This window comes from Micromonospora sp. PRAS1 (assembly GCF_059553435.1).
Window position 1 is genome coordinate 30,511 of the sequence record NZ_JCANNB010000003.1, and the last position, 24,029, is coordinate 54,539.

The 24,029-nt window shown below is 72.2% G+C and carries 24 protein-coding genes and 1 pseudogene; 19 read left to right on the forward strand and 6 right to left on the reverse strand.

The genetic code is table 11. The features are described 5' to 3' along the window. The first annotated feature begins 56 nt into the window (after positions 1-56). The 6 genes from AC507J_RS03930 to AC507J_RS03955 all read left to right on the forward strand — a co-directional run bounded on the left by AC507J_RS03930 (position 57) and on the right by AC507J_RS03955 (position 5,302). Positions 57-1,118: an LCP family protein gene (locus AC507J_RS03930; protein ID WP_496287670.1), complete on the forward strand. Its 1,062-nt coding sequence runs from the start codon at positions 57-59 to the stop codon at positions 1,116-1,118. A gap of 31 nt (positions 1,119-1,149) precedes the next feature. Next, on the forward strand, positions 1,150-1,485 hold the full coding sequence (locus AC507J_RS03935; RefSeq protein ID WP_496287671.1) for a rhodanese-like domain-containing protein: 336 nt from the start codon (positions 1,150-1,152) through the stop codon (positions 1,483-1,485). A 9-nt stretch (positions 1,486-1,494) separates the two neighbouring features. Then, positions 1,495-2,286 (forward strand): glycerophosphodiester phosphodiesterase, encoded by a 792-nt coding sequence (locus AC507J_RS03940; RefSeq protein WP_496287672.1) that lies wholly within the window; start codon positions 1,495-1,497, stop codon positions 2,284-2,286. Positions 2,287-2,335: 49 nt separating this feature from the next. Beyond that, positions 2,336-3,793 (forward strand): PAS domain-containing sensor histidine kinase, encoded by a 1,458-nt coding sequence (locus tag AC507J_RS03945; RefSeq protein ID WP_496287673.1) that lies wholly within the window; start codon positions 2,336-2,338, stop codon positions 3,791-3,793. 68 nt (positions 3,794-3,861) lie between these two features. Next, positions 3,862-4,275, forward strand: coding sequence for an ATP-binding protein (locus AC507J_RS03950; RefSeq protein WP_496287902.1), 414 nt, complete (start codon positions 3,862-3,864; stop codon positions 4,273-4,275). A gap of 142 nt (positions 4,276-4,417) precedes the next feature. Continuing rightward, entirely contained in the window at positions 4,418-5,302 is an 885-nt protein-coding gene (locus tag AC507J_RS03955) for a DUF5926 family protein (protein WP_496287674.1), read from the forward strand. Positions 5,303-5,325: 23 nt separating this feature from the next. Here the strand turns inward: AC507J_RS03955 and AC507J_RS03960 are convergent, their stop codons facing one another. Next, positions 5,326-6,525, reverse strand: coding sequence for an arginine deiminase (locus AC507J_RS03960; RefSeq protein WP_496287675.1), 1,200 nt, complete (start codon positions 6,523-6,525; stop codon positions 5,326-5,328). Between the two features lie 164 nt (positions 6,526-6,689). Between AC507J_RS03960 and AC507J_RS03965 the strand changes: the two genes are divergently transcribed. The 4 genes and pseudogenes from AC507J_RS03965 to pheA all read left to right on the forward strand — a co-directional run bounded on the left by AC507J_RS03965 (position 6,690) and on the right by pheA (position 9,828). Further along, the gene (locus tag AC507J_RS03965; protein WP_496287676.1) at positions 6,690-7,430 is read left to right on the forward strand and encodes a hypothetical protein; all 741 of its coding nucleotides are present in this window, start codon (positions 6,690-6,692) and stop codon (positions 7,428-7,430) included. A 166-nt stretch (positions 7,431-7,596) separates the two neighbouring features. Next, a complete protein-coding gene (locus AC507J_RS03970; RefSeq protein ID WP_496287677.1) occupies positions 7,597-8,055 on the forward strand; it encodes a hypothetical protein in 459 nt (152 codons plus the stop codon). 137 nt (positions 8,056-8,192) lie between these two features. Next, a pseudogene (locus AC507J_RS03975) lies at positions 8,193-8,729 on the forward strand (hypothetical protein); the annotation flags it as partial. A gap of 142 nt (positions 8,730-8,871) precedes the next feature. Next, positions 8,872-9,828 (forward strand): prephenate dehydratase, encoded by a 957-nt coding sequence (pheA, locus tag AC507J_RS03980; protein WP_496287678.1) that lies wholly within the window; start codon positions 8,872-8,874, stop codon positions 9,826-9,828. A gap of 16 nt (positions 9,829-9,844) precedes the next feature. On the opposite strand, the gene AC507J_RS03985 is transcribed toward pheA, so the two are convergent. Together AC507J_RS03985 and AC507J_RS03990 are read right to left on the reverse strand one after the other, a co-directional pair. Then, a complete protein-coding gene (locus tag AC507J_RS03985) occupies positions 9,845-10,189 on the reverse strand; it encodes a metallopeptidase family protein (protein ID WP_496287903.1) in 345 nt (114 codons plus the stop codon). Positions 10,190-10,302: 113 nt separating this feature from the next. Beyond that, positions 10,303-10,734, reverse strand: a complete 432-nt coding sequence (locus AC507J_RS03990; protein WP_119663789.1) for an OsmC family protein — start codon at positions 10,732-10,734, stop codon at positions 10,303-10,305. 167 nt (positions 10,735-10,901) lie between these two features. On the opposite strand from AC507J_RS03990, the gene AC507J_RS03995 reads away from it, so the two are divergent. The 3 genes from AC507J_RS03995 (at position 10,902) to AC507J_RS04005 (ending at position 13,430) form a co-directional block, all read left to right on the forward strand. Beyond that, positions 10,902-11,633: a hypothetical protein gene (locus AC507J_RS03995; protein ID WP_496287679.1), complete on the forward strand. Its 732-nt coding sequence runs from the start codon at positions 10,902-10,904 to the stop codon at positions 11,631-11,633. Positions 11,634-11,793: 160 nt separating this feature from the next. Further along, positions 11,794-12,615: an HAD family hydrolase gene (locus AC507J_RS04000; protein ID WP_496287680.1), complete on the forward strand. Its 822-nt coding sequence runs from the start codon at positions 11,794-11,796 to the stop codon at positions 12,613-12,615. Then, positions 12,615-13,430 carry a Cof-type HAD-IIB family hydrolase gene (locus AC507J_RS04005; RefSeq protein ID WP_496287681.1) on the forward strand — a complete coding sequence of 272 codons (816 nt, stop codon included), beginning with the start codon at positions 12,615-12,617 and terminating at the stop codon, positions 13,428-13,430. The genes AC507J_RS04000 and AC507J_RS04005 overlap by 1 nt, the downstream gene beginning before the upstream one ends. Before the next feature lie 89 nt (positions 13,431-13,519). On the opposite strand, the gene AC507J_RS04010 is transcribed toward AC507J_RS04005, so the two are convergent. Then, positions 13,520-14,122: a bacterial proteasome activator family protein gene (locus AC507J_RS04010; RefSeq protein WP_496287682.1), complete on the reverse strand. Its 603-nt coding sequence runs from the start codon at positions 14,120-14,122 to the stop codon at positions 13,520-13,522. Positions 14,123-14,211: 89 nt separating this feature from the next. On the opposite strand from AC507J_RS04010, the gene AC507J_RS04015 reads away from it, so the two are divergent. Both AC507J_RS04015 and AC507J_RS04020 read left to right on the forward strand, forming a co-directional pair. Continuing rightward, positions 14,212-15,009: an alpha/beta hydrolase family protein gene (locus AC507J_RS04015; RefSeq protein ID WP_496287683.1), complete on the forward strand. Its 798-nt coding sequence runs from the start codon at positions 14,212-14,214 to the stop codon at positions 15,007-15,009. An 80-nt stretch (positions 15,010-15,089) separates the two neighbouring features. After that, a complete protein-coding gene (locus tag AC507J_RS04020; RefSeq protein WP_496287684.1) occupies positions 15,090-16,292 on the forward strand; it encodes an ABC transporter substrate-binding protein in 1,203 nt (400 codons plus the stop codon). Positions 16,293-16,389: 97 nt separating this feature from the next. On the opposite strand, the gene ddaH is transcribed toward AC507J_RS04020, so the two are convergent. Beyond that, positions 16,390-17,223 carry a dimethylargininase gene (gene ddaH / locus AC507J_RS04025; protein ID WP_496287685.1) on the reverse strand — a complete coding sequence of 278 codons (834 nt, stop codon included), beginning with the start codon at positions 17,221-17,223 and terminating at the stop codon, positions 16,390-16,392. Positions 17,224-17,282: 59 nt separating this feature from the next. Here ddaH and AC507J_RS04030 point away from each other — a divergent pair, with 59 nt between their 5' ends. From AC507J_RS04030 to AC507J_RS04045, 4 genes are all read left to right on the forward strand, one after another. Next, on the forward strand, positions 17,283-17,741 hold the full coding sequence (locus AC507J_RS04030) for an Lrp/AsnC family transcriptional regulator (protein ID WP_496287686.1): 459 nt from the start codon (positions 17,283-17,285) through the stop codon (positions 17,739-17,741). Between the two features lie 117 nt (positions 17,742-17,858). Then, entirely contained in the window at positions 17,859-19,724 is a 1,866-nt protein-coding gene (locus tag AC507J_RS04035) for a beta-propeller domain-containing protein (RefSeq protein ID WP_496287687.1), read from the forward strand. Between the two features lie 86 nt (positions 19,725-19,810). Next, positions 19,811-21,724: a beta-propeller domain-containing protein gene (locus AC507J_RS04040; RefSeq protein WP_496287688.1), complete on the forward strand. Its 1,914-nt coding sequence runs from the start codon at positions 19,811-19,813 to the stop codon at positions 21,722-21,724. 119 nt (positions 21,725-21,843) lie between these two features. Further along, the gene (locus AC507J_RS04045; protein ID WP_496287689.1) at positions 21,844-22,800 is read left to right on the forward strand and encodes a zinc-binding dehydrogenase; all 957 of its coding nucleotides are present in this window, start codon (positions 21,844-21,846) and stop codon (positions 22,798-22,800) included. 6 nt (positions 22,801-22,806) lie between these two features. On the opposite strand, the gene AC507J_RS04050 is transcribed toward AC507J_RS04045, so the two are convergent. Continuing rightward, the gene (locus AC507J_RS04050) at positions 22,807-23,886 is read right to left on the reverse strand and encodes a T3SS (YopN, CesT) and YbjN peptide-binding chaperone 1 (RefSeq protein ID WP_496287690.1); all 1,080 of its coding nucleotides are present in this window, start codon (positions 23,884-23,886) and stop codon (positions 22,807-22,809) included. Positions 23,887-24,029: the final 143 nt, after the last annotated feature.

Here is a 24,029-nt window from a genome sequence, read left to right on the forward strand (position 1 = left end):
CGACGAACCTCCGTCACGCCGGGTAGTCCTTTCGTAGCCTGATATGAGCAGTATTCATGTCAAGCCCACGGGGGGACGTCACGGCCAGGACGGCACACGACGGTGCAGCGCGGACACCGGGCAACGGCCCGCGTCACCCGCGCTGGCCCCGCGTACTGCTCGGTGCGGGGCTGGCCGTGGTGCTACTGGCCGCGCTCGCCGTGGTCGGCCTCCGGGTGCTCACCGACCGGTACGAGCGCACCATCACCCGGGAGGAGTTGCTTGACGATTCCGCCCGCGCCGACCGCACCGACCTGGACGGGCCGCTCAACTACCTGCTGGTGGGCTCGGACCGCCGGCCGGGCGACGCCGGGCCGCAGCAACGCACCGACACCATCCTGATCGTGCACGTCCCGGCCGGACTGCGCACCGGATACCTGATCTCCGTACCCCGCGACCTGCTGGTCAGCATCCCGCCCGCGGCCGGCTATCCGGGCGGCGAAGACAAGATCAATACAGCGTACGAGTACGGCGGCAGCGGCCCGGCCGGCGCGCGGCTGCTCTCGGCCACCCTGGCCCGGCTCACCGGGATCCGCTTCGACGGTGCCGCCCTGGTCGACTTCGCCGGCCTCCGCAACGTGATCGACCTGCTCGGCGGGGTCCGGATGTGCGTACGCACCGAAGTGCGCTCGATCCACACCGACCGGGTCTTCCACCCCGGCTGCCAGCAGATGGACGGCGCGCAGGCGCTGGACTACGTGCGCCAACGCTACGACCTGCCCGGCGGCGACTACGACCGGCAGACCCACCAGCAGCAACTGCTGGGCGCCATGCTGGCCCGGGCGGGCGAGACCCGGCTGCGCACCGATCCCGTCCAACTGCACCGGCTCATCGAGGCGGTCGGCAACTCGCTGACCATGGACACCAACGGGGTGCCGGTGGAGGATCTGCTGCTCGCGCTGCACGGCCTCTCCGCCGAGACGCTGCACGGCGTACAGGTGCCGTCACACCCGCAGACCATCGGCCAGGTGTCGTACGTCGTGCTCGACGGCGGCGGTCAGGGGCTGTTCGAGGCGGTCCGAGGTACCCGGATGCCCGAGTGGGCCGGCGGTCACCCGCGCTGGGTCACCCGACTCTGATCGCCGGCCGGTACCGTTAGGCTTGGTAGCCGTGTTCGGACCTCAGATACCCACGGTTACCGTCCCCGAGATCAGCGACGACACGTACCTGCTCGACGTCCGGGAGGACGACGAGTGGGCCGCCGGTCACGCCCCCAGCGCCCACCACCTGCCGATGATGGAGCTGCCGGCCCGGCTCGCCGAGGTGCCGACCGACCGCGACGTGGCCGTCATCTGCCGCTCCGGCGGGCGATCGGCCCAGGTGGTCGCGTACCTGATGCGCAACGGATGGGAGCAGGTGCGCAACGTCGAGGGCGGGATGGGCGAGTGGGCAGCCGCCGGGCGACCGGTGATCGGCGCGGACGGGCAGCCGGGTCAGGTCCGGTAGCGGACGCCGATGGGTGCACCCCTCGTCTTCGCGCACCGTGGCGCGTCGTACGACCTGCCGGAGCACACTCTCGCCGCCTACCTGCGCGCCCTCGACGAGGGTGCGGACGGGCTGGAGTGCGACGTCCGGCTGACCCGCGACGGGCACCTGGTCTGCGTACACGACCGCCGGCTGGACCGGACCAGCAACGGCCGGGGGCTGGTGAGCGCGCGTACCCTCGCCGAGCTGGAGGAGCTGGATTTCGGCTCCTGGCACCCCGGCTGCGTGCCGTCCGACGGCGACGAGGTGCTCGACGACTCGCACACCCGGCTACTCACCCTCGAACGGCTGCTGGAGGCCGTCCTCGCCGCCGGCCGGCCGGTCCGGTTGCTGATCGAGACCAAGCACCCGTCCCGCTACCGGGGCAACGTCGAGCGCCGGCTGGTCGCCCTGCTACGCCGGTACGGCCTCGCCGAGCCGCGTCCCGACGATCCGGTACGGGTCTCGGTGATGTCCTTCTCCCCGCTGGCCGTACGCCGGATCCGGGCCCTGGCGCCCACGCTCCCCACGGTACTGCTGCTGGAGATGCTGCCCCGCTGGCCGCACCTGGGCCGGCTGCCGTTCGGTGCCGGCATCGCCGGTCCGGGCATCGGGCTGGTCCGGGCCCGCCCCGCGCTGGTGCCGGCGCTGCGGGCGGCCGGTCACCAGGTCTACGTCTGGACCGTGAACGAGCCGGCCGACCTCGATCTGGTGCTCGCCGCCGGGGTGGACGGCGTGATCACCGACCGTCCGGCGCAGACGCTCGCCCGGTTACCTCGGTGAGCCACTCGGGGGTGCCCAACCACGCGAGCGGCAGGGCAGACTCGGGGACATGCCGGACCGCACCGACTACCCCGCGCTCATCGCCGGACACACCGTCATCATCGAGATGATCAATTCGGGCGATGCGGGCCTGCCGGTCCTGAACCAGTTACTCCAGGTGGCCCAGCCGGCGCTCGGCGCGGCGGGCATGGCGTTCGTCGAGTTCGCGCCCAGCGGCGGCCGGGTGATCGCCGCCACCGGTGCCGCCGAGTGGACCATGGGCCGGCCGCTGCCGGCCACCGACCCGGTCACCATCTGCCTGCTCACCGGTCCCCGCGTGCAGTGCGTACGGACCGATCGGTTCACCAACCAGCTCGCCGTCGAGCTGGCCGAACGTGGTCTGCGGCGGATGGTCGTCTGCCGGGCGGAGATCGCCGGGCACACCGTCGGCAGCCTGCACGCCCTCTACCTGGCCGGTGACGACGAGCCCAGCGCCGAGCAGCGCGGGGTGGTCGGCTACCTGAGCTCCTGCATCGCCCACATGTACGGCGACCAGAGCGGCCTGCCGGTGCACGGCGACGGCCCGGTGGTGGCGGCGCTCGCCGACGGGCTGGCCGTCGTCGACCGGGACGCCTACGTCCGGCTCTGGAATCCGGCCGCCGCCCAGGTGACCGGGCGATCCCCCGCCGACGCCCTCAACCAGCCGCTGCCGTTTCCGCTCCCGCCGTCCGGGCAGGTCCTCGACCACCAGCTACCGGACGGACGCTGGCTGCGGGTCACCTCCGGTGAACTGCCCGGCCCGGGCACCCTGCGGGTGGTCACCTTCCGGGACATCACCGACCAGCAACGCCACGACGACGAACGGGACCTCTTCGTGGCCGTCACCAGCCACGAACTCCGGACCCCGGTGACGGTCATCAAGGGGTACGCGGACACCCTCACCGACCATTGGGATTCGCTCAGCGAGACCGACCGGCGGCAGGCGGCCCGGGTGATCGGGCAGCGCGCGAACGAGCTGGCCCGGCTGCTCGACCGGCTGCTCTCCTCCGCCGCCGAGGCGTGGCCGGGAGACGGGCCGCCGGCGCCGTTGGACCTCGCCGAGGCCCTCCGGCTCGCCGTCGCCGACCTGCCCGCGGACCTGCGTCGCCGGGCCACCCTCCAGCTGCCGCGCGATCTGCCCCGCGCGGTGGGGCACCGGCAGAGCCTGGGCACCGTGCTGACCGAGCTGGTCACCAACGCCGGCAAGTACTCCCCGCCCGGGTCGCCGATCGAGATCAGTGCGGGCGCGGACGCCCGGACCGTCTGCTTCCGGGTCAGCGACCGCGGCATCGGCGTACGCCCCGAGCACGTCGAACGGGCCTTCGAGCGGTTCTGGCAGGGCGACTCCGGCGACCGGCGTCGCTATCCCGGCACCGGTCTGGGCCTCTATCTCGTCCGCCGGATCGTTGAACAGCAGAATGGGTGGGTATTCCTCCGACCGAGAACAGGTGGCGGTACGGTCGCAGAGGTGCGGCTGCCCCGCAGGTGAACCGGTCAGGGTCACGGGGCGGAAGAGGGGCGGAAGTGTCGACTGGAGCGGTCGAACGAGCGTGGTGCGTGGTGGTGCCGCACCACGCCACGGGAGCCCGGTCGGCCCGGCACCGGCTCGCCGCCGAGTTGGCCGAGGTGGTGTCGCCGGCGGTGCTGGCCGATCTGGTGGCGGTCCTGGCCGAGCTGGTCGGCAACGCCGTCCGGCACGCCGATCCGCTGCCCGGAGGCGTGGTCCGGGTGGCCTGGCGGCTACGGACGACGCCCGAGGGGGCACAGCTCCAGCTGCGGGTGACCGACGGGGGTGCCGCCGGTGGCCCCCGGATCCGCCCGGCGGACCCGGACGCGGCCGACGGTCGCGGCCTGCACATCGTCTCCGGCCTGGCGAGCCGGTGGGGAGTGGAACGCGACGGTCTTGGCCAGAGTGTCTGGGCCGACTTCGATCCCGTCCCGGACCGGCCGGGCCTGGTGGTGGCCGGCTGACCGGGCCTGGTAGCCGCCGACCGGCCGGGCCTGGTGGTGGCCGGCTGACCGGGGCGAGCGGGCCGGCAACCGGCTCCGCTGGCCGACTCCGGAGGTGGGTCGTCACCCCACCGGGCCGTGCCGACCTCTAGGCTGTCTCGCCGTGAGCAAGCGTCGAAAGAACCAGCGGGCGGCCGCGCCGAGCGGGAAGCGGGAGCGGGTACGGGACGTCTTCGTCCCCCGCCCCTTCGAGGGGCTCGCCGACGAGCCGGAGTGGATCGCCCTGCGGGAGCTGGTCCCCGCCGCCTCCGCACCGCTGCGGCTCACGCCGGCGCTGGTGGAGGAGTACGGCGACCGGCCGATCACGCTGGCCACCGTGCTGCCGATGGCCGCGCCCGCGATGAGCCGGACGGACGGGCACGTCTTCGTCGGGCTCCAGCGCCACCTCCAGTCCGGCGACGTCTCCCGGGACCTGGCCGAGTCGCTGCTCTGCGCGGTCCGGGCCGAGCCGGGTGCCCCGGTCTCGGTGCCGCCGCTGCCCGGCCCCGGCCCTCGGCTCCAGGACATCCTGGTCGACGGCCCGCTGGAGATCACCCTGCACGAGGGTTTCGACTTCTGGCTCGCCCCGGAGGCCGCCGACGACCCGACCGTGCAGGCCTCCCTGGAACGGGCCAACGCGGCGATCTACCCCACCGTACGGCTGGCCGCCGCCCGCGCCGCGTACTGGTGCAAGGTGCCGGAGAAGGCACACGTCCGGTGGGTGCTGCCCGAGGCCGAGGAGCCCGCCCTGGACGCGTTGGCCCGGCTGGGCGCGGCGGGCTCGCTGACCCTCGGCGAGGGGACCAGGTTCGCCGGCATGTTCCGGGCCCACGGACGACTGGTGCCGGTCTGGGATCTGCCCGAGCAGGCTCCGGCGGCCGACTGGGAGGGGCCGGTCGCCGACTTCGCGAAGCGCTACGCGGACGCGCTGACCGACACCGATCCGCTTGACGCCGCCGCCCGGCGGTCCCGGCAGGGCCTGCTGGGCCGCCAGCTCACCCTGCGCTGAGGCCGGCACCAGGGCTGCTTTCCTCACTCCCGGAGCAGCGGGCAGGACATGCAGCGGGGGCCGCCCCGACCCGAGCCCAGTTCGGAGCCGGCGATCGGGATGACCTCGATGCCGGCACGGTCCAGCTGGGCGTTGGTCTCGACGTTGCGTTCGTAGCCGACGCAGAGCCGGGGGGCCAGCGCCAGGGTGTTGTTGCCGTCGTCCCACTGTTCGCGCTCGGCGGTGACCGGGTCCAGCCCGGTGTCGATCACCCGGAGCCGGTCCAGGTCCATCGCGTCGGCGGCGGCCCGCAGAAACGGTGCCGGGCCGTCCACCCGGGGGGCCTCGCCGTCCGTGCCGGCGATCACGGTGTACGCCGACAGCGTGCTGGCGACGTTCGGGTACATGAGCACCGCGTCCACGTCGACCATCGTGCAGACGGTGTCCAGGTGCATGGTCGCGCGCTCCTGGGCGATCGGAACGACCAGGATGGTGTGTGCCAGGCCGGCGGCGAAGACCTGGCGGGACAGCCGCTCGGCACCGGCCGGGGTGGTCCGCTCGCCCACCCCGACGGCCAGCACCCCGGGGGCCAGCAGCAGCACGTCGCCGCCCTCCAGCGGCTCCAGGGTCGGCCGGTAGACGAACTCGGTACCTGCGAAGCGCGGATGGTGCCGGTAGATCGCGTCGGTGATCGTGCTCTCCCGTCGCCGGGCCGGCATGGCCAGGCTGGTCACGCCAACCCGGTCACCGATCCAGATGGACGAATCCCGGGTGAACAGCAGATTCGGGAGTGGCTCGATCACGAAGTCATGCCGGTCCATCAGGGTGTAGACCAGGCCGCCGCGCCGGTCCTGGCCGAGTCGCAGTTCCTCGTGGGCCAGACCGGCGACCAGGACCCCGCCGAGCGCGGCCGGATCGAGGTACGACAGGTGTGCGGCGACCCGGGCGCGGAGCGTGTCGCCGAGTCGGGGCGAGCTGAGCACCTGCTCAGTCAGGTCGGCCCGGGCATCCGGCACGGCCAGCGTCTCGGTGAGCAGGTCGGTCAGGTAGAGCACCTCGACGCCGCGCTGACGCAGCGCGGCGGCGAAGGCGTCGTGCTCCTCCTGCGCGCGCCCGACCCAGGGGATGGCGTCGAACAGCAGCGAGTCGTTGTTGCGTGGGGTGAGCCGCGCAAGTTCCGGGCCCGGCCGGTGCAACAGGACGGTGCCGAGCCGACCTACCTCGTTGTCGACGTGATGGGTCACGCTTGGCAGCGTAGGGCAGGGTTTGGCGGTATCCGACAAAAAGGCTGTGGATGAATATGGCATTCATCCGTACTCATTCCGGCGCTCCGGCTTGCCGACCACCCGGACCAGCAACGTAGGGTAGTGAGTAAGTAACTTCGAGGGACCTTTTGCCGGAGGTCACGATGACTGTCTTCCCCGCTCGTCGAGCCGTACCGTCCGCCCGGGCACTGCCGCCCGTGGCGGTACCGCACCCCCGAGTGGAGGCGCCAGGGGTGACCACGGCCCCTCGTCCGTCCCCGTTGGAGTGGGCTCGCCGGCGCCGGGCCGAGCGGGGCGCCCGGCGGCTGGAGGCGGCCGGTGCCCGCGCGCTCGGCCAACTCGACCATCTCGGGCCGGCCTGGCACGTCATCGACTGGCCCCGCACCGACGCCGCCGACGCTCTGCTCGACGACAGCGAGGACAACCGCGCCGGGTTCCTCGCCATCGGTCCGAGCGGGCTCTTCGCCGTCACCATCGCCGACCACGGCCGGGCCCGCGTTCTGGTCGCCGGCGACGTGGTGCAGATCAACGGCAAGCGGCCGCCGTACGTGACCGAGGCCCGGCGCGACGCCCGGCGGGCCAGCAAGGCGCTCACCGCCGCGGTCGGCCATCCGATCCCGGTGACGCCGGTGCTCACCTTCGTCGGCTCCGGCGTGATCAGCGTCTACGGCCTCCCCAAGGACTGTCTCATGGCGACGCACCGGGAACTCGACCGGCTGCTCGTCGCGGGCGGCAACCGGATCAGCCCGGCCACCGCCGAAAAGCTCTCCCGGGTGGCGCAACACCCGGGCACCTGGATGAACGGCACGTACTCACCGGCGGCGGACTACCGGTGGTACGAGGACGGCCGAATGGCCGCTGACAAGCGGGCCACCCACCGGTAACGTCTGCGGCGACGCCACGCGGTCGGGCCGGCCCAGCATCCGCTGGCCCGCGCCGTCGCCAACTCGGCACCGGTCAGCACCGACGGCCCGGAGCCCAGCGCACGGTCGTCGTTCACCGCGACGACCAGCTAGCGTGGACGTACCGTCGGTGTACATAGGAGGCGCGGTGGCCCACGTCGAACTCTCGCTCTCGGAAGTGTTCGCGCCCACGACGAGGACACCGACAGAGCCGGGGTGCGACAACATCGGCCGCTGGTCAGCGACGGTCTCCAGCGCCGACGAGCCCTGCCTGTTGATCGATGCCGAGACCCGGGTGCTTGCCGTCTCCGCCGCCGGCTGTGAGTTGCTCTGCCTGGGCACGCCGGAGGATCTGGTCGGGTTACCGCTGCTCGACGGGGGTCTGCGCCTGCTCGACTTCACCGCCAACCGCAATGAGCTGACCGAGCCCGAGCTCGACAAGATTCCACCGCTGCTCGCGCTCTCCTCCGGCCGGCTGGCCCGTGGCCTGTTGCGGATCGAGGCGGCTGCGGATGGCGGATCGGACGCGACCGTCGACGCCATCTCCACGCCGGTGCTCGCCGACGGCGCGGTTGCCGGCACGTTGACCTTCTTTTCGGAGGTCTGATCGGGCCAGGGCTTTTCGGGGGTCTGAATCGGCCCAGGGCGGGCGCAGGCCGGCGAAGATCCGGGAGATATGCCCTAGCATGGGCTCGGCCATCCACGACTGCTCGCCGCTGCCCTGAGGACCGCCACGTGCCGCCGATGACCGCCCGCCGCGCCGCCGGCCGCCCGTCGTACGGTTCCGGCCGGGGGCACCGCCGCCTTCCCACCACGCTGGCGCTGGCCGCGCTCCTGCTGGCCGGCTGTGGCGAGCCGCCGGAACTGCGCGAGCCGCCCCCGAGCCTGCCCACCCGGGCGGCCACCCCGAGCGCGAACGGTCCGGTCCCGTCGACAGCCCCGCCCACCGCCGTGCCACCGGCCACGGTCGCGTCCAGCCCGACCGCCGACCCGGGCCTGGTGGCGGTCGCCTGCCAGGGCGGAACGACCCAGCAGCGGATCGTCGACCTGGTTCGCGGTCGCGGTGGCCTGCTGCCCCGGGACGCACGGGTACGCGTCCGCACCGGCCCGCTCTGCGCCGCCGGCTGGCAGTTCACCGCCCTCGACGTGACCGGGCACGAGCCGCTCCAGGTGGTCACCCGCGACCAGGCCGGGAAACTGCGCCTGGTGACCGCCGGCACCGACGTGTGCTCGGTCGAGGTACGCGTCACCAGCCCACCCGGGATCCGGACGCTGGCCTGCGGCGACGAGGCCCAAGGTGGGGCGCCGCCGGCAGCCACGCCGGCCGCGCCGTCGCCGACGCCGACGCCCACTCCGACGCCGACCGCCACCACGTCAGCACAGTAAGCGTCCTCGTCGACGCCGGATGCGTAGGCTGGGCGCCATGCCGGGAACGCCGCCACCACGTTTCGTCTACCTCGGGCCCGAGGGCACCTTCGCCGAGCAGGCGCTGCGCACCGTGCCCGCCGCCGAGCACGGCATCCGCACGCCGTCCCGCAGCGTCGGCGAGGCCCTGGAGGCGGTTCGCGCGGGGGACGCCGACGCCGCCCTGGTGCCGCTGGAGAACTCGATAGGCGGCGCGGTCGGGGTGACCCTCGACGAGCTGGCCGAGGGAGAGCCGCTGGTGATCACCCGCGAGGTGATCCTGCCTGTGGAGTTCGTCCTCGGCGCGCGTACCGGCACGCTCCTGCCGGCCGTACGATCCGTCGCCGCCCACCCGCAGGCGTCCACCCAGTGCCGCGGCTGGCTACGCACGCACCTGCCGGACGCGGTCGTGGTCGACGTGCTCTCCAACGGCGCGGCGGCGGCCGGCGCGGCCACCGGCGAGTACGACGCGGCGATCTGCGCCCCGATCGGCGCGACCCGGCACCGGCTCGCCGTGCTGGCCGACAAGATCGCCGACCATCCCGACGCGGTGACCCGGTTCGCGATGCTCTCCCGGCCGGCCCCACCACCGCCACCCACCGGCGACGACGTGACGTCACTGGCGGTGTACATCGCGCACGACCGGGTGGGTGCGCTGTTGTCCGTGCTGATGGAGTTGGCGGTCCGTGGCGTCAACCTGAGTCGGATCGAGTCCCGTCCCACCGGCGAGGCGCTCGGGCGGTACGTCTTCTTCCTCGACTGCACCGGTCACGTGGCCGACGCCCGGCTCGGTGAGGCGTTGCAGGGGTTGCGTCGGGTCTGCGCCGACCTGCGTTTTCTCGGCTCTTACCCCAGGCACCGGTGGAACCCGACGATGACCGAGCGCCCGGTCTCCGCCCCGGCCGGCCTCTCCGACGCCGACTACGCGGACGCCGCCGCCTGGCTGGCCCGGCTACGCGCCGGCGAGCTGACCTGAGCGCGAGCCGGCTCGGCTAGCCCCAGCCGAGTTCGTGCAGGCGCTCGTCGTCGATGCCGAAGTGGTGGGCGATCTCGTGCACCACGGTCACCGCCACCTCGTCGATGACGTCCTCGTCGGTGTCGCAGATCCGCAGGATCGGGTTGCGGTAGATCAGGATGCGGTCCGGCAGGACGCCGGCATAGTCCCAGCCCCGGTCGGTCAACGCGTGCCCCTCGTAGAGCCCGAGCAGATCCTCGCCGGGAGGCGGATCGTCCTCCACCAGGATCACCACGTTGCTCATCAGCGCCAGCAGTTCCTCCGGGACCTCGTCCAGCGCCTCCCCCACCAACTCCTCGAACCGCTCTCGCCCCATCTCCACCGCCACGCACACATTCTCCCCCACCCGCGCGCCGATCTTGCACTACCGGTCGGGACATACAGCTCACCTTGCTGCATTACGGCGACCAAGAGTGCAAGATCGGCGCGGAGCGGTCAGGAGGTCAGGCGGGTGGTCAGGGTGATTTCGGCGGCGGGGGAGAGCAGGCGGGAGATCGGGCAGTTCTGCTTGGCCGTCTCGGCCAGCTTGGCGAACTCCGCCTCGTCGATGCCGGGCACCTCGCCGACGGTGTCCAACTCGATCCGGGTCACGGTGAAGCCGGCGTCGGTCTTGTCCAGGTGCACCTTCGCGGTGGTCTCCACAGAGGTCGGCGTCGCGCCGGCGTCGGCGAGCGCCTTGGAGAAGGCCATCGAGAAGCAGCCGGCGTGTGCCGCGCCGATCAACTCCTCGGGGTTGGTGCCCTCTCCCTCCTCGAAGCGGGACTTGAAGGAGTAGTTCCCCTGCAGCCCGCCCTTGCCGGTGCGGATGGTGCCGGAACCCTCGGGAAGGTTGCCCTGCCAGCGTGCGGAAGCGGTACGGATAGGCATGCACCCGACGCTAGTGCACCGCGCGCCGCCCGGCGACCGACCGGCGCGGCTTGCCCAACCTTGTTCCCTGGCGGGGCTCGCGGATTGTGCCATCATTCGAGACGGACGGTACCGGCGGCATGCGGCGCGGTCGGGGGTGCCCGGTGCCATGTCACGAGAGGTGAGTGATGACCCACGACCTCCCCATTCCCCGCCAGGACGACCGCCCCGACGGCACCAGCGTGGTCGAGTGGGGCACGGAGGACGAGAAGCCGCCGGTCGCAGGACGGCTCGGTCGGGCCTTCGCCGGCCTCGGCGGCGACCACCGGGTGCCACTGCTGCTGGCCGGGCTCGGCGCGGTGGCCGCCCTGCTCTCGCTGCTCGGCGAGTGGGTGACCGTCACGCTTCCCGCTGGGGAGGGCGACGGGGTCGCACCGGTCGAGATGCCCAGCAGCGTGTCCGAGATCGGCGGGCTGGGGGCCGGCTACGTGGTCGGCGTCCTCCTGCTCGGTGTCGTGGTCGCGCTCGCGCTGCGCGGCACCACCGCCGTACAAGCCAACGCGCGGGTGACCGGCCTGGCCCTGGCCGTGGGTCTGCTCGCGGTGCTGGCGGCGACGGCGGTCACGCTCGACGACAACCGTCGGGTGCCGTTCTACTCCGCCGAGGACGGTTTCAAGATCGAGCATGGGCGGGGACTGGTGATGGCCTTCGGGGCCGTGCTGCTCTTCGCCGCCGCGCTCGTCCGGGCCGTTCCACAGCCGGCCGGAGCGCCCGCCGAGCCGGACGGGCGGCCGCGCCGTACCGGATTCCGGCCCGACGACGCGGAGCCGGACGACGAGCGCCCGCCGGTCGACCTCACCGTCACGCCGACCGTTCCCTTCGCCCGGGAGGCGCCCCCGCGCCGAGGTCCGCTGGGCTGAGCACGGATCACTTCCGCGCCGCCCTCCGTTGGCACCCGATTCGCCGGGAAGTCATGGTTGCGGCCCGGTCCGCGAGGTACGGTTGCTGCCCGCCGTCACGCCGGGTCGCCTACCGGCGACCGTACGGCTGGCCGCGACGGCGGCGGGCGAAGGAGGAACGATGACCCGCCCGGGCCTGCCCAAGCTGATCGCCACCGACCTCGACGGCACCCTCGTCCGCAGCGACGACACCGTCTCGGCGTACACCCACGAGGTTCTCGACCGGGTCCGTGCCGCAGGCATCCCGGTGGTCGGCGCGACCGGTCGCGGTCCCCGGCTGGCCGAGCTGACCCGCAACGACATCCGGGCCGCGGACTTCCTGGTGATGGCCGGCGGCGGCCAGGTGGTCGACCAGAGCGACCCGGCCGGGCCGGTGGTGCTCCGCGACGAGCGGCTCTCCAGCGAGATGCTGGCCACCCTGCTGGCCGAGTTGGAGGCGGCGGTCGGCCCGCTGACCGTGATGGTCGAGGCGTCCGACGAGCACGATGCCCCACTCTGGGGCGATTACCACCCGGCCTGGCCGTACCAGGACCGGTTCGAGGTACGCAGCCGCGCCGAGTGCCTCGCCGGCGATGTGATCAAGGCGTTCGCCCGGACCGCCGACCATCACGTCGACGAGTTGCTGGCGGTCGCCCGGGAGATCGTGCCGCCACATCTCGCCACGCTCACCCAGGCCGGGCTGGGCTTCGTCGAGATCTGCCCGCCCGGCACCGACAAGGCAACCGGGTTGACCGTGGTGGCGCAGCGCCTCGGCGTGGATCCGGCCGAGGTGCTGGTCTTCGGGGACATGCCCAACGACCTGCCGATGTTCGAGTGGGCTGGCTGGAGCCGGGTGGCGGTCGCGAACGCCCATCCGACGCTGCGGGCCGCCGCCGACGAGATCACCCTGCGCAACGACGACGACGGGGTGGCGATCTACCTCGACCGGCTACTGTCCAGGTGATGGAGGCAACGCCACGCCTGATCGCCAGCGACATCGACGGCACCCTGCTCCGCGACGACCGTACGCTCAGCGACCACACCGCGGCCGTACTGGCCCGGATCTCCGCCCGGGGCACGCCGGTGGTGCTGGTCACCGGCCGCCCGATCCGCTGGCTCCGACTGGTGTACGACCAGCTCGCCGAGCCGCTGCCCGCAGTCTGCGCAAACGGTGCGGTGGTCTACGACCCGGTCGAGGACGAGGTGCTACGGGCCGATCCGCTCGCCCCCGACCTGCTCGCCGAGGTGGCCCGCCGGTTGCGGGCCGAGGTGCCCGGGGTGAGCCTGGCGGTGGAGATCGTCGACGGTCGGGAGATGCGCCACGAGGCGCACTACCCGCTACGGTGGGACGCCGACGAGGCCGCGATCCGGGTCGTCGAGAACGCCGACGAACTGCATTCGCTGCCGGCGGTGAAGCTGCTGGCCCGGGCCGAGGCGCACCCGGATCCGGACCGGTTCACCCAGTTGGTCGCCGACGCCCTCACCGGACTGGCCGAGGCCACCCACTCCTCGCGCTCCGGCCTGGTGGAGATCTCGGCGGTCGGCGTGACCAAGGCGGCCGGGCTGGCCTGGTACTGCCACCGGCTCGGTATCGAGGCGGCCGACGTGCTTGCCTTCGGTGACATGCCGAACGACGTACCGATGCTGACCTGGGCCGGTCGGGCGGTGGCGGTGGCCAACGCACACCCCGCCGTGCTTGCCGTCGCCGACGACGTCACCTCGGCGAACTCCACCGACGGGGTCGCGACGTACCTGGAGAAGGTTTTCGGGGTGGACTGAGGCACCGAGCCGCGCGGCCCGACCATCGGCGGGCCGCGCGGTCGCGGTCAGTCGGCGGGCCGTGCCGTCCCGGCCTCGCGCGGATGTGGTCAGAGGTACTGGCCGGTGCTGTGGCCCTCGCCACCGGGCTGCCCCATGCCCGGCATGCCCGGCAGCACCGCGCCACCCGGTCCGCTGGGCAGCGCCTGTCGGCCGGATCGCATCTGCTCCAGTTGCACCCGGGCCGCCATCTGCTGGGCGACGAGGGCGGCCTGGATGCCGTGGAAAAGCCCCTCCAGCCAGCCCACGAGCTGGGCGTGGGCGATCCGCAGCTCACCCTCGCTGGGTGCCTGGTCCTCGGTGAACGGCAGGGAGATCCGTTCGAGTTCCTCGCGCAGCTCGGGCGCCAGCCCTTCCTTCAGTTCGACGATCGATCGTTGGTGGATCTCGCGCATCCGGTGCCGGCTGGCGTCGTCCAGCGGGGCGGCCTTGACCTCCTCCAGCAGTTGCTTGATCATGCTGCCGATCCGCATGACCTTGGCCGGTTGCTCGACCAGGCGGGACGGATCCTCCCCCGGTCCGTCGTCGGTCTGCACCGTGCCGACCGGTCGGCCGTCCGGCCCGACCACCACCACCGTGCCGGGGTGCCCGGCGCCGTCCCGGCCAGGCTCGTCGTCTTGTCCAGCGGAGCGTGCTTCGGTCATGCCGTCCATCTTTACCCAGCCGGCTTGCTCGGTGCCCGCCGGCCCGACCAGGAGGGACCCCTATCCCGGTCCGGGACGGTTGGCGCTACCGTCGGCCGATGTCGCCCGACCCGCGCGAGGTGTTGACCCGGCCGGCCCCTGAGCCGGAGGTGACCGTCGCCTACGGCGAGCACCCCGACCAGATCGCCGATCTGCGACAGCCGGCAGGCGACGGCCCGCCCCGCCCTCTGCTGATCGTGGTGCACGGTGGGTTCTGGCGGGCTGAGTACGACCGGCGGCACACCGGCCCGCTGGCCGCCGCGCTGGCGGCGCTCGGCCACCCGGTCGCACAACTGGAATACCGCCGGACCGGACAACCCGGTGGCGGCTGGCCGGGCACGCTCACCGACGTGCTGGCCGGGGTCGCCGCGCTGCCCCGGCTGGCCGCCGCCGCCCTGCCCGGAAAGGTCGCGCCGGCACGGGCGATCCTGGTCGGGCACTCGGCCGGCGGACACCTCGCGCTCTACGCGGCGGCGCGGACACCGGACGCCGTCGACGGGGTGCTCGCCCTCGCTCCGGTCGCCGACCTGGCCGAGGCGTACCGGCTCGACCTGGACGGCGGTGCGGTGGCCGCCCTGCTGGGTGGCGGCCCCGCCGAGCTGCCCGAACGGTACGCGGACGCCGACCCCCGCACCCTGGCCGCGCTCCCACCACGGACCGTAGTGATCCACGGCACTCTGGACCAGCAGGTCCCGGTGCAGCTCAGCCGCGCGTACGTTGCCGCAGCTCAGGCAGCGGGTGCCGATATGCACCTTGTCGAGCTGCCAAAATGCGAGCATTTCGGGCTCATCGACCCGGAGTCGTCGGCCTGGCCCAAGGTAACCAGCGCATTGCGGTCGCTTATCGAAGATCAATAGCCATTGACGCAGCGTCGCCGAGCGGGTAGAACGCCGAGGGGGCGAAAGGCCGCTCCGGCAAGGTAATTGAAGGGAACCCGGTGTCGCAGATGAACCGCAGGCGGGCACTCCAGCTGCTGGCCGCACTCGGTACGGGGGGACTCGTCGCCGGCTGCGGCTCCAATGCCGAGGAGAGCGGCACCGAGGAGAACCTGGATCCGGTCAAGATCGGCCTGATCGCGCCGCAGGCCGGCCCGGGCAAGCCCATCGGCGACGAACTCAACAACGGCTTCCAGCTGTACCTGGAACTCAACGACAACCGGCTCGGTGGCCGCCCGGTGAATCTGCTCGTGGCGGACGAGGGAGACAACGCCAAGAGCGGCCAGGCCGCCGTGGACGGGCTACTCAAGCAGGGTGTGCTCGCCCTGACCGGGGTCGCCAGCTCGGCGGTCATGTTCGGCATCCGGGACGTCATCGAGCAGGCCCGGGTCCCACTCATCGGCTCGAACGCCTCGCCGACCAGCCTGCAGAGCGTCGTGTACATCTGGCGTACCTCGTACGTGCTGGACGAGGCGGGTCGGGCGCTCGGCCGCTACCTCAAGGACGAGCTGGGTAGCAGCGACAAGGTCTCGATCATCCTGCCGGAGGCGGGCGTGGGCGTCGAGGACGTGCTGCGCGGCTTCCGTCAGGAGTTCGGCGAGTCCGACTCGCGCATCGGCGACCCGGTGATCTGGACGACCAACAGCCCGAGCCCGAGCAAGACCGCCTACGTCTCCGACATCGCCCGGGCGCTCGCCCGCAACCCCACGGTGGTCTTCTGCTTCTACTCCGGCACCGCGGCGGCGGAGTTCATCATGCAGCTGCGCGACGCCGGGTTCAAGGGTGCCGTCTACGCGCCCGGCTTCCTCACCGAGGGCTCGGTGCTGGAGAGCATCCGGCCGGCGGGCGACGCGCTCGGCATCCGTACGGCGTTGAACTACTCCGCCGACCTGAACAACGCGGCGAACCGGCGGTTCGCCTCGGCGTACCGCAAGAAGCACAACGCCTCGCCGACGACCTACGCGATGGCCTCGTACGACGCGGCGAAGGTGCTCGATCAGGCGATCCGTCTGGCCGGCTCGGCACCCACCCCGCAGGAGGTCAACCTCGCGCTCGGCCGGATCGGCCAGATCGACAGCCCGCGCGGCGCGTGGCAGTTCAACCAGCCGCGCACCCCGCAGCAGAAGTGGTACCTGCGCGAGGTGCAGCGCGACGGTCAGGTGCTGTCGAACGTGCTGGTAAACGAACTGGCCACGCTCGGCTGACCAACTCCAGGCAAGGAAGGGCCAGCAAGGAAGGGCCCCTTGTTAACGCCTCAGGTATAGCAAGGGGCCCCTGTTAACGCTTAACCGCCGTAGCGGCTCAGGGCCGCAGCTCGGCGATGCAGCACTTCACGCTGCCGCCGCCCTTCTTCAGCTCGGTCAGCTCCACCGGCACGGGCGTGTAGCCGGCCGTCTTCAGCCGACTGGCCAGCCGGGTCGCCTCGCTGTTGAGCACCACGTTGGCACCGTCGCTGACCAGGTTCAGGCCGAAGGCGAGGGCGTCGTCGTCGTCCGCGAGCACCGCGTCCGGGAAGAGCTGGGCGAGTACCTTCTGGCTGGCCGCGGAGAACGCACCCGGGTAGTAGACGATGTTGCCGTCGTCGATCGAGGCGAGCGCCACGTCCAGGTGGTAGAAGCGCGGGTCGACCAGCCGCAGCGAGACCACCGGCCGGTCCAGCGCCTCCTGCGCCTCGGCGTGCGCGGGCAGCTCGGTGCGGAACCCGTAGCCGGCCAGGATCAGCCCGCCGTGCGCCTCCGGCAGGTACGCGAAGTCGCCCTCGCCCTCGTTCGTCTCGTTCGGCGCGATGAACCGCCAGTCACGCGACTCGTAGAAGGCCCGGTGCGCCGCCGCCTCGGCAGTCCGCTGGTGGTGCTTGAACTGCGCCCCGTAGACCGTCCCGTCCACCATGAAGGCGCCGTTTGCGGCGAAGACCATGTCGGGCAGGCCGGGCTCGGGAACCAGCAGGTGCACGTCATGGCCGAGGCCGAGCAGAGTCTCCCGCAGGCGGTCCCACTGCTTGACGGCCAACTCCGGGTCGACCGGGGCGGTCACGTCCATCCACGGGTTGATCGCGTACTCGACCGCGAAGTGCTCGGGCGAGCACATGAGATATGTCCGCTTTCGCGGCACTCGCTGCTGGTTCACGGTCACCAAGAGTAGGTAGGGTAGAACTTCCGGAACAGCCAGAACTATTGCTTCTCTGAGGCGGAACATTGCAGATTGACGCCGTAGACCAGCGAATCATTGCGTTGCTCGTCGCAGACGCTCGGGCGTCGTACGCGGACATCGGCAACCGAGTGTCACTCTCCGCTCCGGCGGTCAAGCGTCGGGTCGACCGGCTGCGCGCGGCCGGAGTGATCCGGGGATTCACCACGGTCGTGGACCCGGCCGCGGTCGGTTGGACCACCGAGGCCTTCGTCGAGCTGTTCTGTGCCGGCCGGACCACCCCGGCCCAGATCGGTGCCGCCGTACGGCGTCACCCGGAGGTGGTCGGGGCGTACACCGTCTCCGGGGAGGCCGACGCGCTCGTGCACCTGCGTGCCGCCGACATCGCCCACCTGGAGGAGGCGTTGGAGCGGCTGCGGGCGGAGGCGTTCGTGACCTCCTCGCGAAGCACCATCGTGCTCTCCCGGCTGGTCGAGTCGCCCGGCGTCGGCCCGTCCACCCGCTGACCGCCGGCATCGGCCCGGCTGGCCATGGCGAAAGCGGCAGCCACGACAGCCCGGCGGACATCGACAAACATCCTGCCGACAGGGAACCGGAAACACCTCGGGCGCGTCTAAGGCGCCATGCTTCGGGGGATCCGCATCGGCGTCGCCGGCACACTCGTCACCGCATTGATCGTGCTCGCCGGATGCACCGACTCACCGGACGAGCGGAAGGACCACGGGCGGCCCGTGCCCGGTCCGCCCCTGGTCGGGTACGACTCCTGCGACCAGGCCCTGGCCGGGCTCCGGACGGCGGCAGCGGCCTACATCGGGCCGGACGGCTTCCTCGACGAGGGTGACGAGTACGGGGAGGAGCAACTGCGGTCGTACTTGAACGCCAACGGCCCGGCCCCCACCGGCACCGACCCGGAGTCGGGCGGCAACGTGCCGGACATGGTCAAGACCGACGACCGGCGGATCGTCCTGATCGACAAGGGATTTCTGCGGGTCATAGACACGACGAGTCGGCAGGAGACCGGCCGGCTTAAGTTGCACGGCGACGGCGACGCCAACTCGGAGACGTACGAGTTGCTGCTCCGCGGCGACCGGGCACTGGTGGTGACCTCCTGGTCCCTGTATGAGGACCTGCCCCCGGACGCGGACGTGCCTCAGCCGGAGGACCGACACAACACCCGGCTGCCACCGGGCCGCATCGCCAGGATGCTCCTGATCGACCTGTCCGGAACGCCACGGATCCTCAGCAAGTACCAGATCCAGGGCTACCCCGAGGCCGCCCGGGTCACCGGCGACTCCGTCCGGGTGGTGATCCGGAAGAACGCAAGCTTCGACTTCCCATCGGACGACGGGAAGGCGAGCGAGGACGGCCTCCTCCAGCAGAAGCGGCAGGTGATCGCCGAGGCCGGCATCGATTCCTGGCTGCCGAAATACGAGTGGTACGACGGCAGCGAGTGGCACACCGGGCAGGTCGGCTGCGACCGGTTCAGCGGCTCGGAGCGGGCCACCGGCGCGTGGACGCTTACCGTGCTCAGCTTCGACCTGACCGGCGATCGCTTCGATGACGGCGACCCGGTGAGCATCGCCGCACGGCCAGACCTCGTCCACGTGGCCGACTCCCACCTCTACGTCGCCGAAGCATCGCTCAAGCAGGGCCGGAAGACGGACATCTACCAGTTCGACATCGCCGGCCCCGGCCGCCCCCGCTATCTCGCCTCCGCTTCGGTGCCCGGCTGGCCCGAGAGCCCGGACGCGCTGTCGGGGTGGCAGGGACAGCTGCGGGTGATCACGGGTAGGACGGATGGGACTGGCGAACTTACCTCGACGCTGCGGGTGCTGCGGGGTGCCGACGGCACGATGGTGGAGACCGGCGCGCTCGACGGCATCGGTCAGGGCGCACAGCTCCAACTCGTGCGCTACCTCGACGACCGGGCATACCTCGTCACCCACCGGTACAGCGACTACGAGGAGCGGCTGTACACACTGGATCTGAAGGACCCGGCCAAGCCTCGGGTGGCCGGTGACGCGCAGCTCACCGGCGAAACGGCGTACCTGCATCCGCTGCCCGACGGGCGACTGCTCGGCGTCGGGCACGAGATGAGCGGCAGTCGGTACTACCTGGGTCCGCGGATCTCACTCCTGGAGCTGCGCGACCCGTCCGCACCGGCCACCGCCGTCCCTTGGACGCTGGACCAGAAGTCGCGGGTCAACACGTTCCGCTCCAGATCCTTCCAGTACCAGCCGGAAACGGGGCTGATGGCGGTCACCACCGATGATGAGCTGCACCTGCTCCGGCTGACCGACGGAACCGTCGACAAGATCGGCGTGGTCAAGCACCCCGAAGACGGACGGCGCCACCGCGAGCGGCACAACGAGATCGATAGGTCGATGCTCGCCGGTGGCGCGCTCTGGACGGTTTCCAGCGTCGGCATCGCAGCCCATGACCCGAGCACCGCCCGACGCATCGCCTGGCTGCCGACACCCAGAACCTAGGCTGCCGACACCCAGAACCTAGTCGGACCGGGCGGTCGCAGATCCGTCCGGGGAACCGGATGAGCGCGGACCGCGTCGAACCAGCCATGAAACGGGGAACCAAGCTCGCCACGGCCGGTGGATCGCTGGTGGCGCTCACTCTGCTCGCCGGCAGCATGGCCGCGCCGGCACCCGCGCCGCCCGAACCCGGCGGCGTCGGGTCGTCGATGGTGCCGGTCAGTCTGGTCTCCTTCGACTCCTGCGCCGAGGCCCTCACCGAACTGCGCTCGGCCGCCACCGCAGCGGTCGGCCCCTACGGATTCGCCGGCGAGGTGGTGCCTCTCAGCGAACGCGCGGCTGTCGGCGGCACCGAGTCGTCCGCGCGCACCTTCGCCGGTGCCGCCGGCCCGGCTGCCGGAGTGAAGCACTCGACGACCAACAACCACGAGGCGGGCGTGGACGAGCCCGATCTGGTCAAGACCGACGGCCGACGGATCGTCACGGTCGCCAACGGCGTACTGCGGGTGGTGGACCCGGTCGGCCGCCGGCTCACCGGAAAACTCGACCTGACCGGTGGGCGGGACGAGTTGCGCTGGGCCGAGCAGCGGCTCCTGCTGCTCGGCGACCGTGCGCTGGTACTCGCGGCGGACGCGCCGACGGCGGCCGAAAGCATCCGGTCGATCCGGCCGGTCGGTGCCACCCGCCTGTTGCTGGTTGACCTGACCGGCGCTCCCCGGCTGCTCGGCACGTACCGGATCGAGGGCAACACCGTCGACGCCCGGCTGACCGGCGACACCGCCCGGGTGGTGGTCCGCGCGGACGCCAAACTGGAGTTCCCGACCGGCGGCAAGGGCGACGACCGGGTCCGGACCGAACGAAACCGCAAGGTGATCGCGCGGGCCGGTGTCGAGGCATGGCTGCCGGAGTACGAGTGGACGGCCGGCGGCGAGCGGCACGCCGGGCGGCTCGGCTGCGACCAACTCAGCCGCCCGGGCCGGATGACCGGCTCGGCCACGCTCACCGTACTCAGCTTCGACCTCACCGCCGACCGGCTCGGCGACGGCGAACCGGTCGGCGTGGTGGCCGACGCCGACACCGTCTACGGGACGGCGACCAGCCTCTACCTGGCCGGCCAGCGGCCGGCGCCGGTGGCCCGCACGACGCGCTGGCGGCCACCGGCCGACCAGGTCACCGAGATCTACCAGTTCGACACCGGGACGCCGGGCCGTCCCCGCTTCCTCGCCGCCGGTTCGGTGCCGGGTTGGCTGATCAACCAGTACGCGCTCTCCGAGTGGGACGGTCACCTCCGGGTCGCGACCACCACCGGCGACCTGTGGGGCGAGGGCCGCACGTCCGAGTCCGCCGTGCGGGTGCTGCGCCGGGAGGGTGGCGCGCTGGTGCCCACCGGGATGGTCGGCGGGCTGGGTCGGGGCGAGCGCATCTTCTCGGTGCGCTACCTCGGCCCGGTCGCGTACGTGGTCACCTTCCGGCAGACCGACCCGCTCTACTCGCTCGACCTGGCCGACCCGACCGCGCCCGCGGTCACCGGGGAACTCAAGATCACCGGCTATTCGGCGTACCTGCATCCGCTGCCCGACGGGCGGCTGCTCGGCGTCGGCCAGGAGGCCGACCGGGACGGGCGGGTCGAGGGCGTCCAGGTGTCCCTCTTCGACGTCCGCGACCCGGCTCGACCGACCCGGCTGGACCAGTGGCACCTGCCCCGCTCGTGGTCCAAAGTCGACCACGACCCGCACGCCTTCCTGTACCGGCCGGACACCGGCCTGCTGGCGTTGCCCGTAAACGAGGGCATCCGGTTGCTGCGCGTCAGCGACGACACGATAGGCGAGATCGGCGAGGTGACCCACCCCGCCGTACGCCAGGACGACGGCCAGCAGTCGTGGACGCCGCCGGTACGCCGGGCGCTGGTGATCGGCGACGTGCTCTGGACCGTCTCCGAGGCGGGCCTGCGCGCCACCGACCCGACCACCGCCCGCAGCCTGGGCTGGATCGGCACGACCTGAACCTTCCTCCCCCAGCGGGTGGGGCCCGGTTTCTTCGGGGTTTCCGGGCCCCACCCGCCTTGACCTGAAGCGAGGTTGAGGTAGTCCACTGGGCTTCGGCTGATCGTGGAGGGGGAGACATGCGGGCGGTGTGGCTGCGCGAGTTCGGCGGACCGGAGATGCTGGTGCCCGGTCCGGCACCCGATCCGGTACCCGGCCCGGGTCAGGTTCTCGTCGACGTGGTGCACGCCAACGTCACATTCGTGGAGACGCAGTTCCGGGCCACCGGCTTCGGGCCGTCGGCCGCCACGCTGCCGGTGATCCCGGGCAACGGGGTGGGCGGCGTGATCGGCGCGGTCGGGCCGGACGTCGACCCGGGCCTGGTCGGCCGGCGGGTGGTCACCAGCACCGGCGGCTCCGGCGCGTACGCCGAGCGGGTGGTGGTCGACGCCACCGCACCGGTACCGGTGCCGGAGGGGTTGCCGCTGGACGAGGCGGTGGCGGTGCTCGCCGACGGGCGTACCGCACTGATGCTGGCCGAGGCAGCCGAGCTGCGCGCGAGCGACCGGGTGCTGGTCGAGGCCGCCGCCGGTGGGGTGGGCAGCCTGCTGGTTCAGCTCGCGGCCGCCGCCGGTACCCGGGTGGTCGGGCTCGCCGGTGGTGCCCGGAAGGTGGCGTTGCTGCCCGGGTTGGGCGCGCAGGTCGCCGTCGACTACCTGGAGCCGGGCTGGCCGGACCGGGTCCGCGCGGCGGTCGACGGGGTCGACGTCGTCTTCGACGGGGTCGGCGGCGCGGTCGGGCGCACGGCGTTCGAGCTGCTCGCCCCGGGCGGGCGGATGCTCAGCTTCGGGCTGGCAAGCGGCGAGTGGGCCGGCATCGGCGCAGAGGTGGCCGCCGGGCGGGGCGTGACGCTGATCCGGCCGACGCCGACGCCACAGCAGTTTCGGGCGTACACCGAGCGGGCGCTCGCGGAGGCGGCGGCCGGTCGGCTCCGCGCGGTGATCGGCCAGCGGTTTCCGCTGGAGCGCGCGGCCGACGCGCATGCGGCGATCGGTTCCCGGGCGACCGTCGGCAAGACCCTGCTCGACCTCGGCTGACCGGGCTCACAGGTACATGCCGGTGCGGTGCTCCCCGCGCCGGACCGGCGTGTCCCCCTCGCTGAAGAAGCGCTTGCCGCCAAACTCGCCGTGCAGCCGGTCGTCCAACTCGTCCGCCAGCCCGGTCATCACCTGCACCGCGAGCATCAGATGGGTGGGCTGGAAGTTGCGGCCGAAGACCGGGATCGACGCCCACACCGTGTCGTCGGCGCAGTAGAGACGGCCGATGGGCATCCGGTTGGTCAGCTCGGAGAGCTTGACGTACAACCGCTCGGTGGGCTCGACCTCGGTCAGCACCGGCGAGAAGACGTCGACCAGCGGTGGATTGTCGCGGACCCGGACGAAGACCATGGCCGAGCCGGCGCGGATGTTGATGTCACCGTCGGAGTCGACCTGGAGCCGGTCCGAGTCGGACTTGAGCATCGTCGAGACGACCGTCCGGACCCGCTCGGCCAGCTCCAGCACCTCGGTCTCCGCCCCGGCCTCACCGGCGACGGCCAGCGCCTCCTCCAGGTCGGTCGCGATCTCCCGCAGCAGCAGGGAGCCACCGCGCGCGGTACCCAGCGGCGGTCCGGGCAGCGCCTCACCCTCGGCGTCCTCGATCACGTAGACCAGGAAGGCCGGGTGCGGGGCCCCGTAGATGTCGCGGAGCGTACGCGAGAGCAGGGCGGCCAACCGACCGCTCTCTTCGGCCGCGCTGTGCAGCCCGAACTGGTCCCCGGAGCCCTCCACCACGCCCGGCGGCGACCAGCCCAGCGCGACCATGTCAGCGACGGCCGCCCGGTCCAGCCGGTGTCCCTGGGGCAGCGCCGCGTTGCCCACCGCCCGCGCCTCGAAGCGACCCTCGCCGATGTCGACGCCGACGGAGTAGACGGCATCATCGGTGCCGGAGGCGGTCGGGTCCAGGGTCAGCTCGACATGTGCTCCCGGCGGCAGGGCGGCCAACCGGTCGGCCAGCGCCCGGGCGAACTCCTGCCACGCCTGGGTCACCTTCGCCCGCAGGTCGGCCGTGCTCGGCTCGTCGAGCAGGATCGACTCGTGGTGCGCCGTGGCGCCGGGCGGCGCCGAGGGGTGGTCTGCCGTCATGATCGCCTCCGTCCGTTCCGGTCACCCTACCCAGCCGCCCGCCGGAGGACTCGACCCGGACGGCGATCGGACACCCTCGATGTGACCGCTGCCCGGCACGGCACGGACGCTGACCGGTCAGTCAACGGTCCGGTACGGGGCTG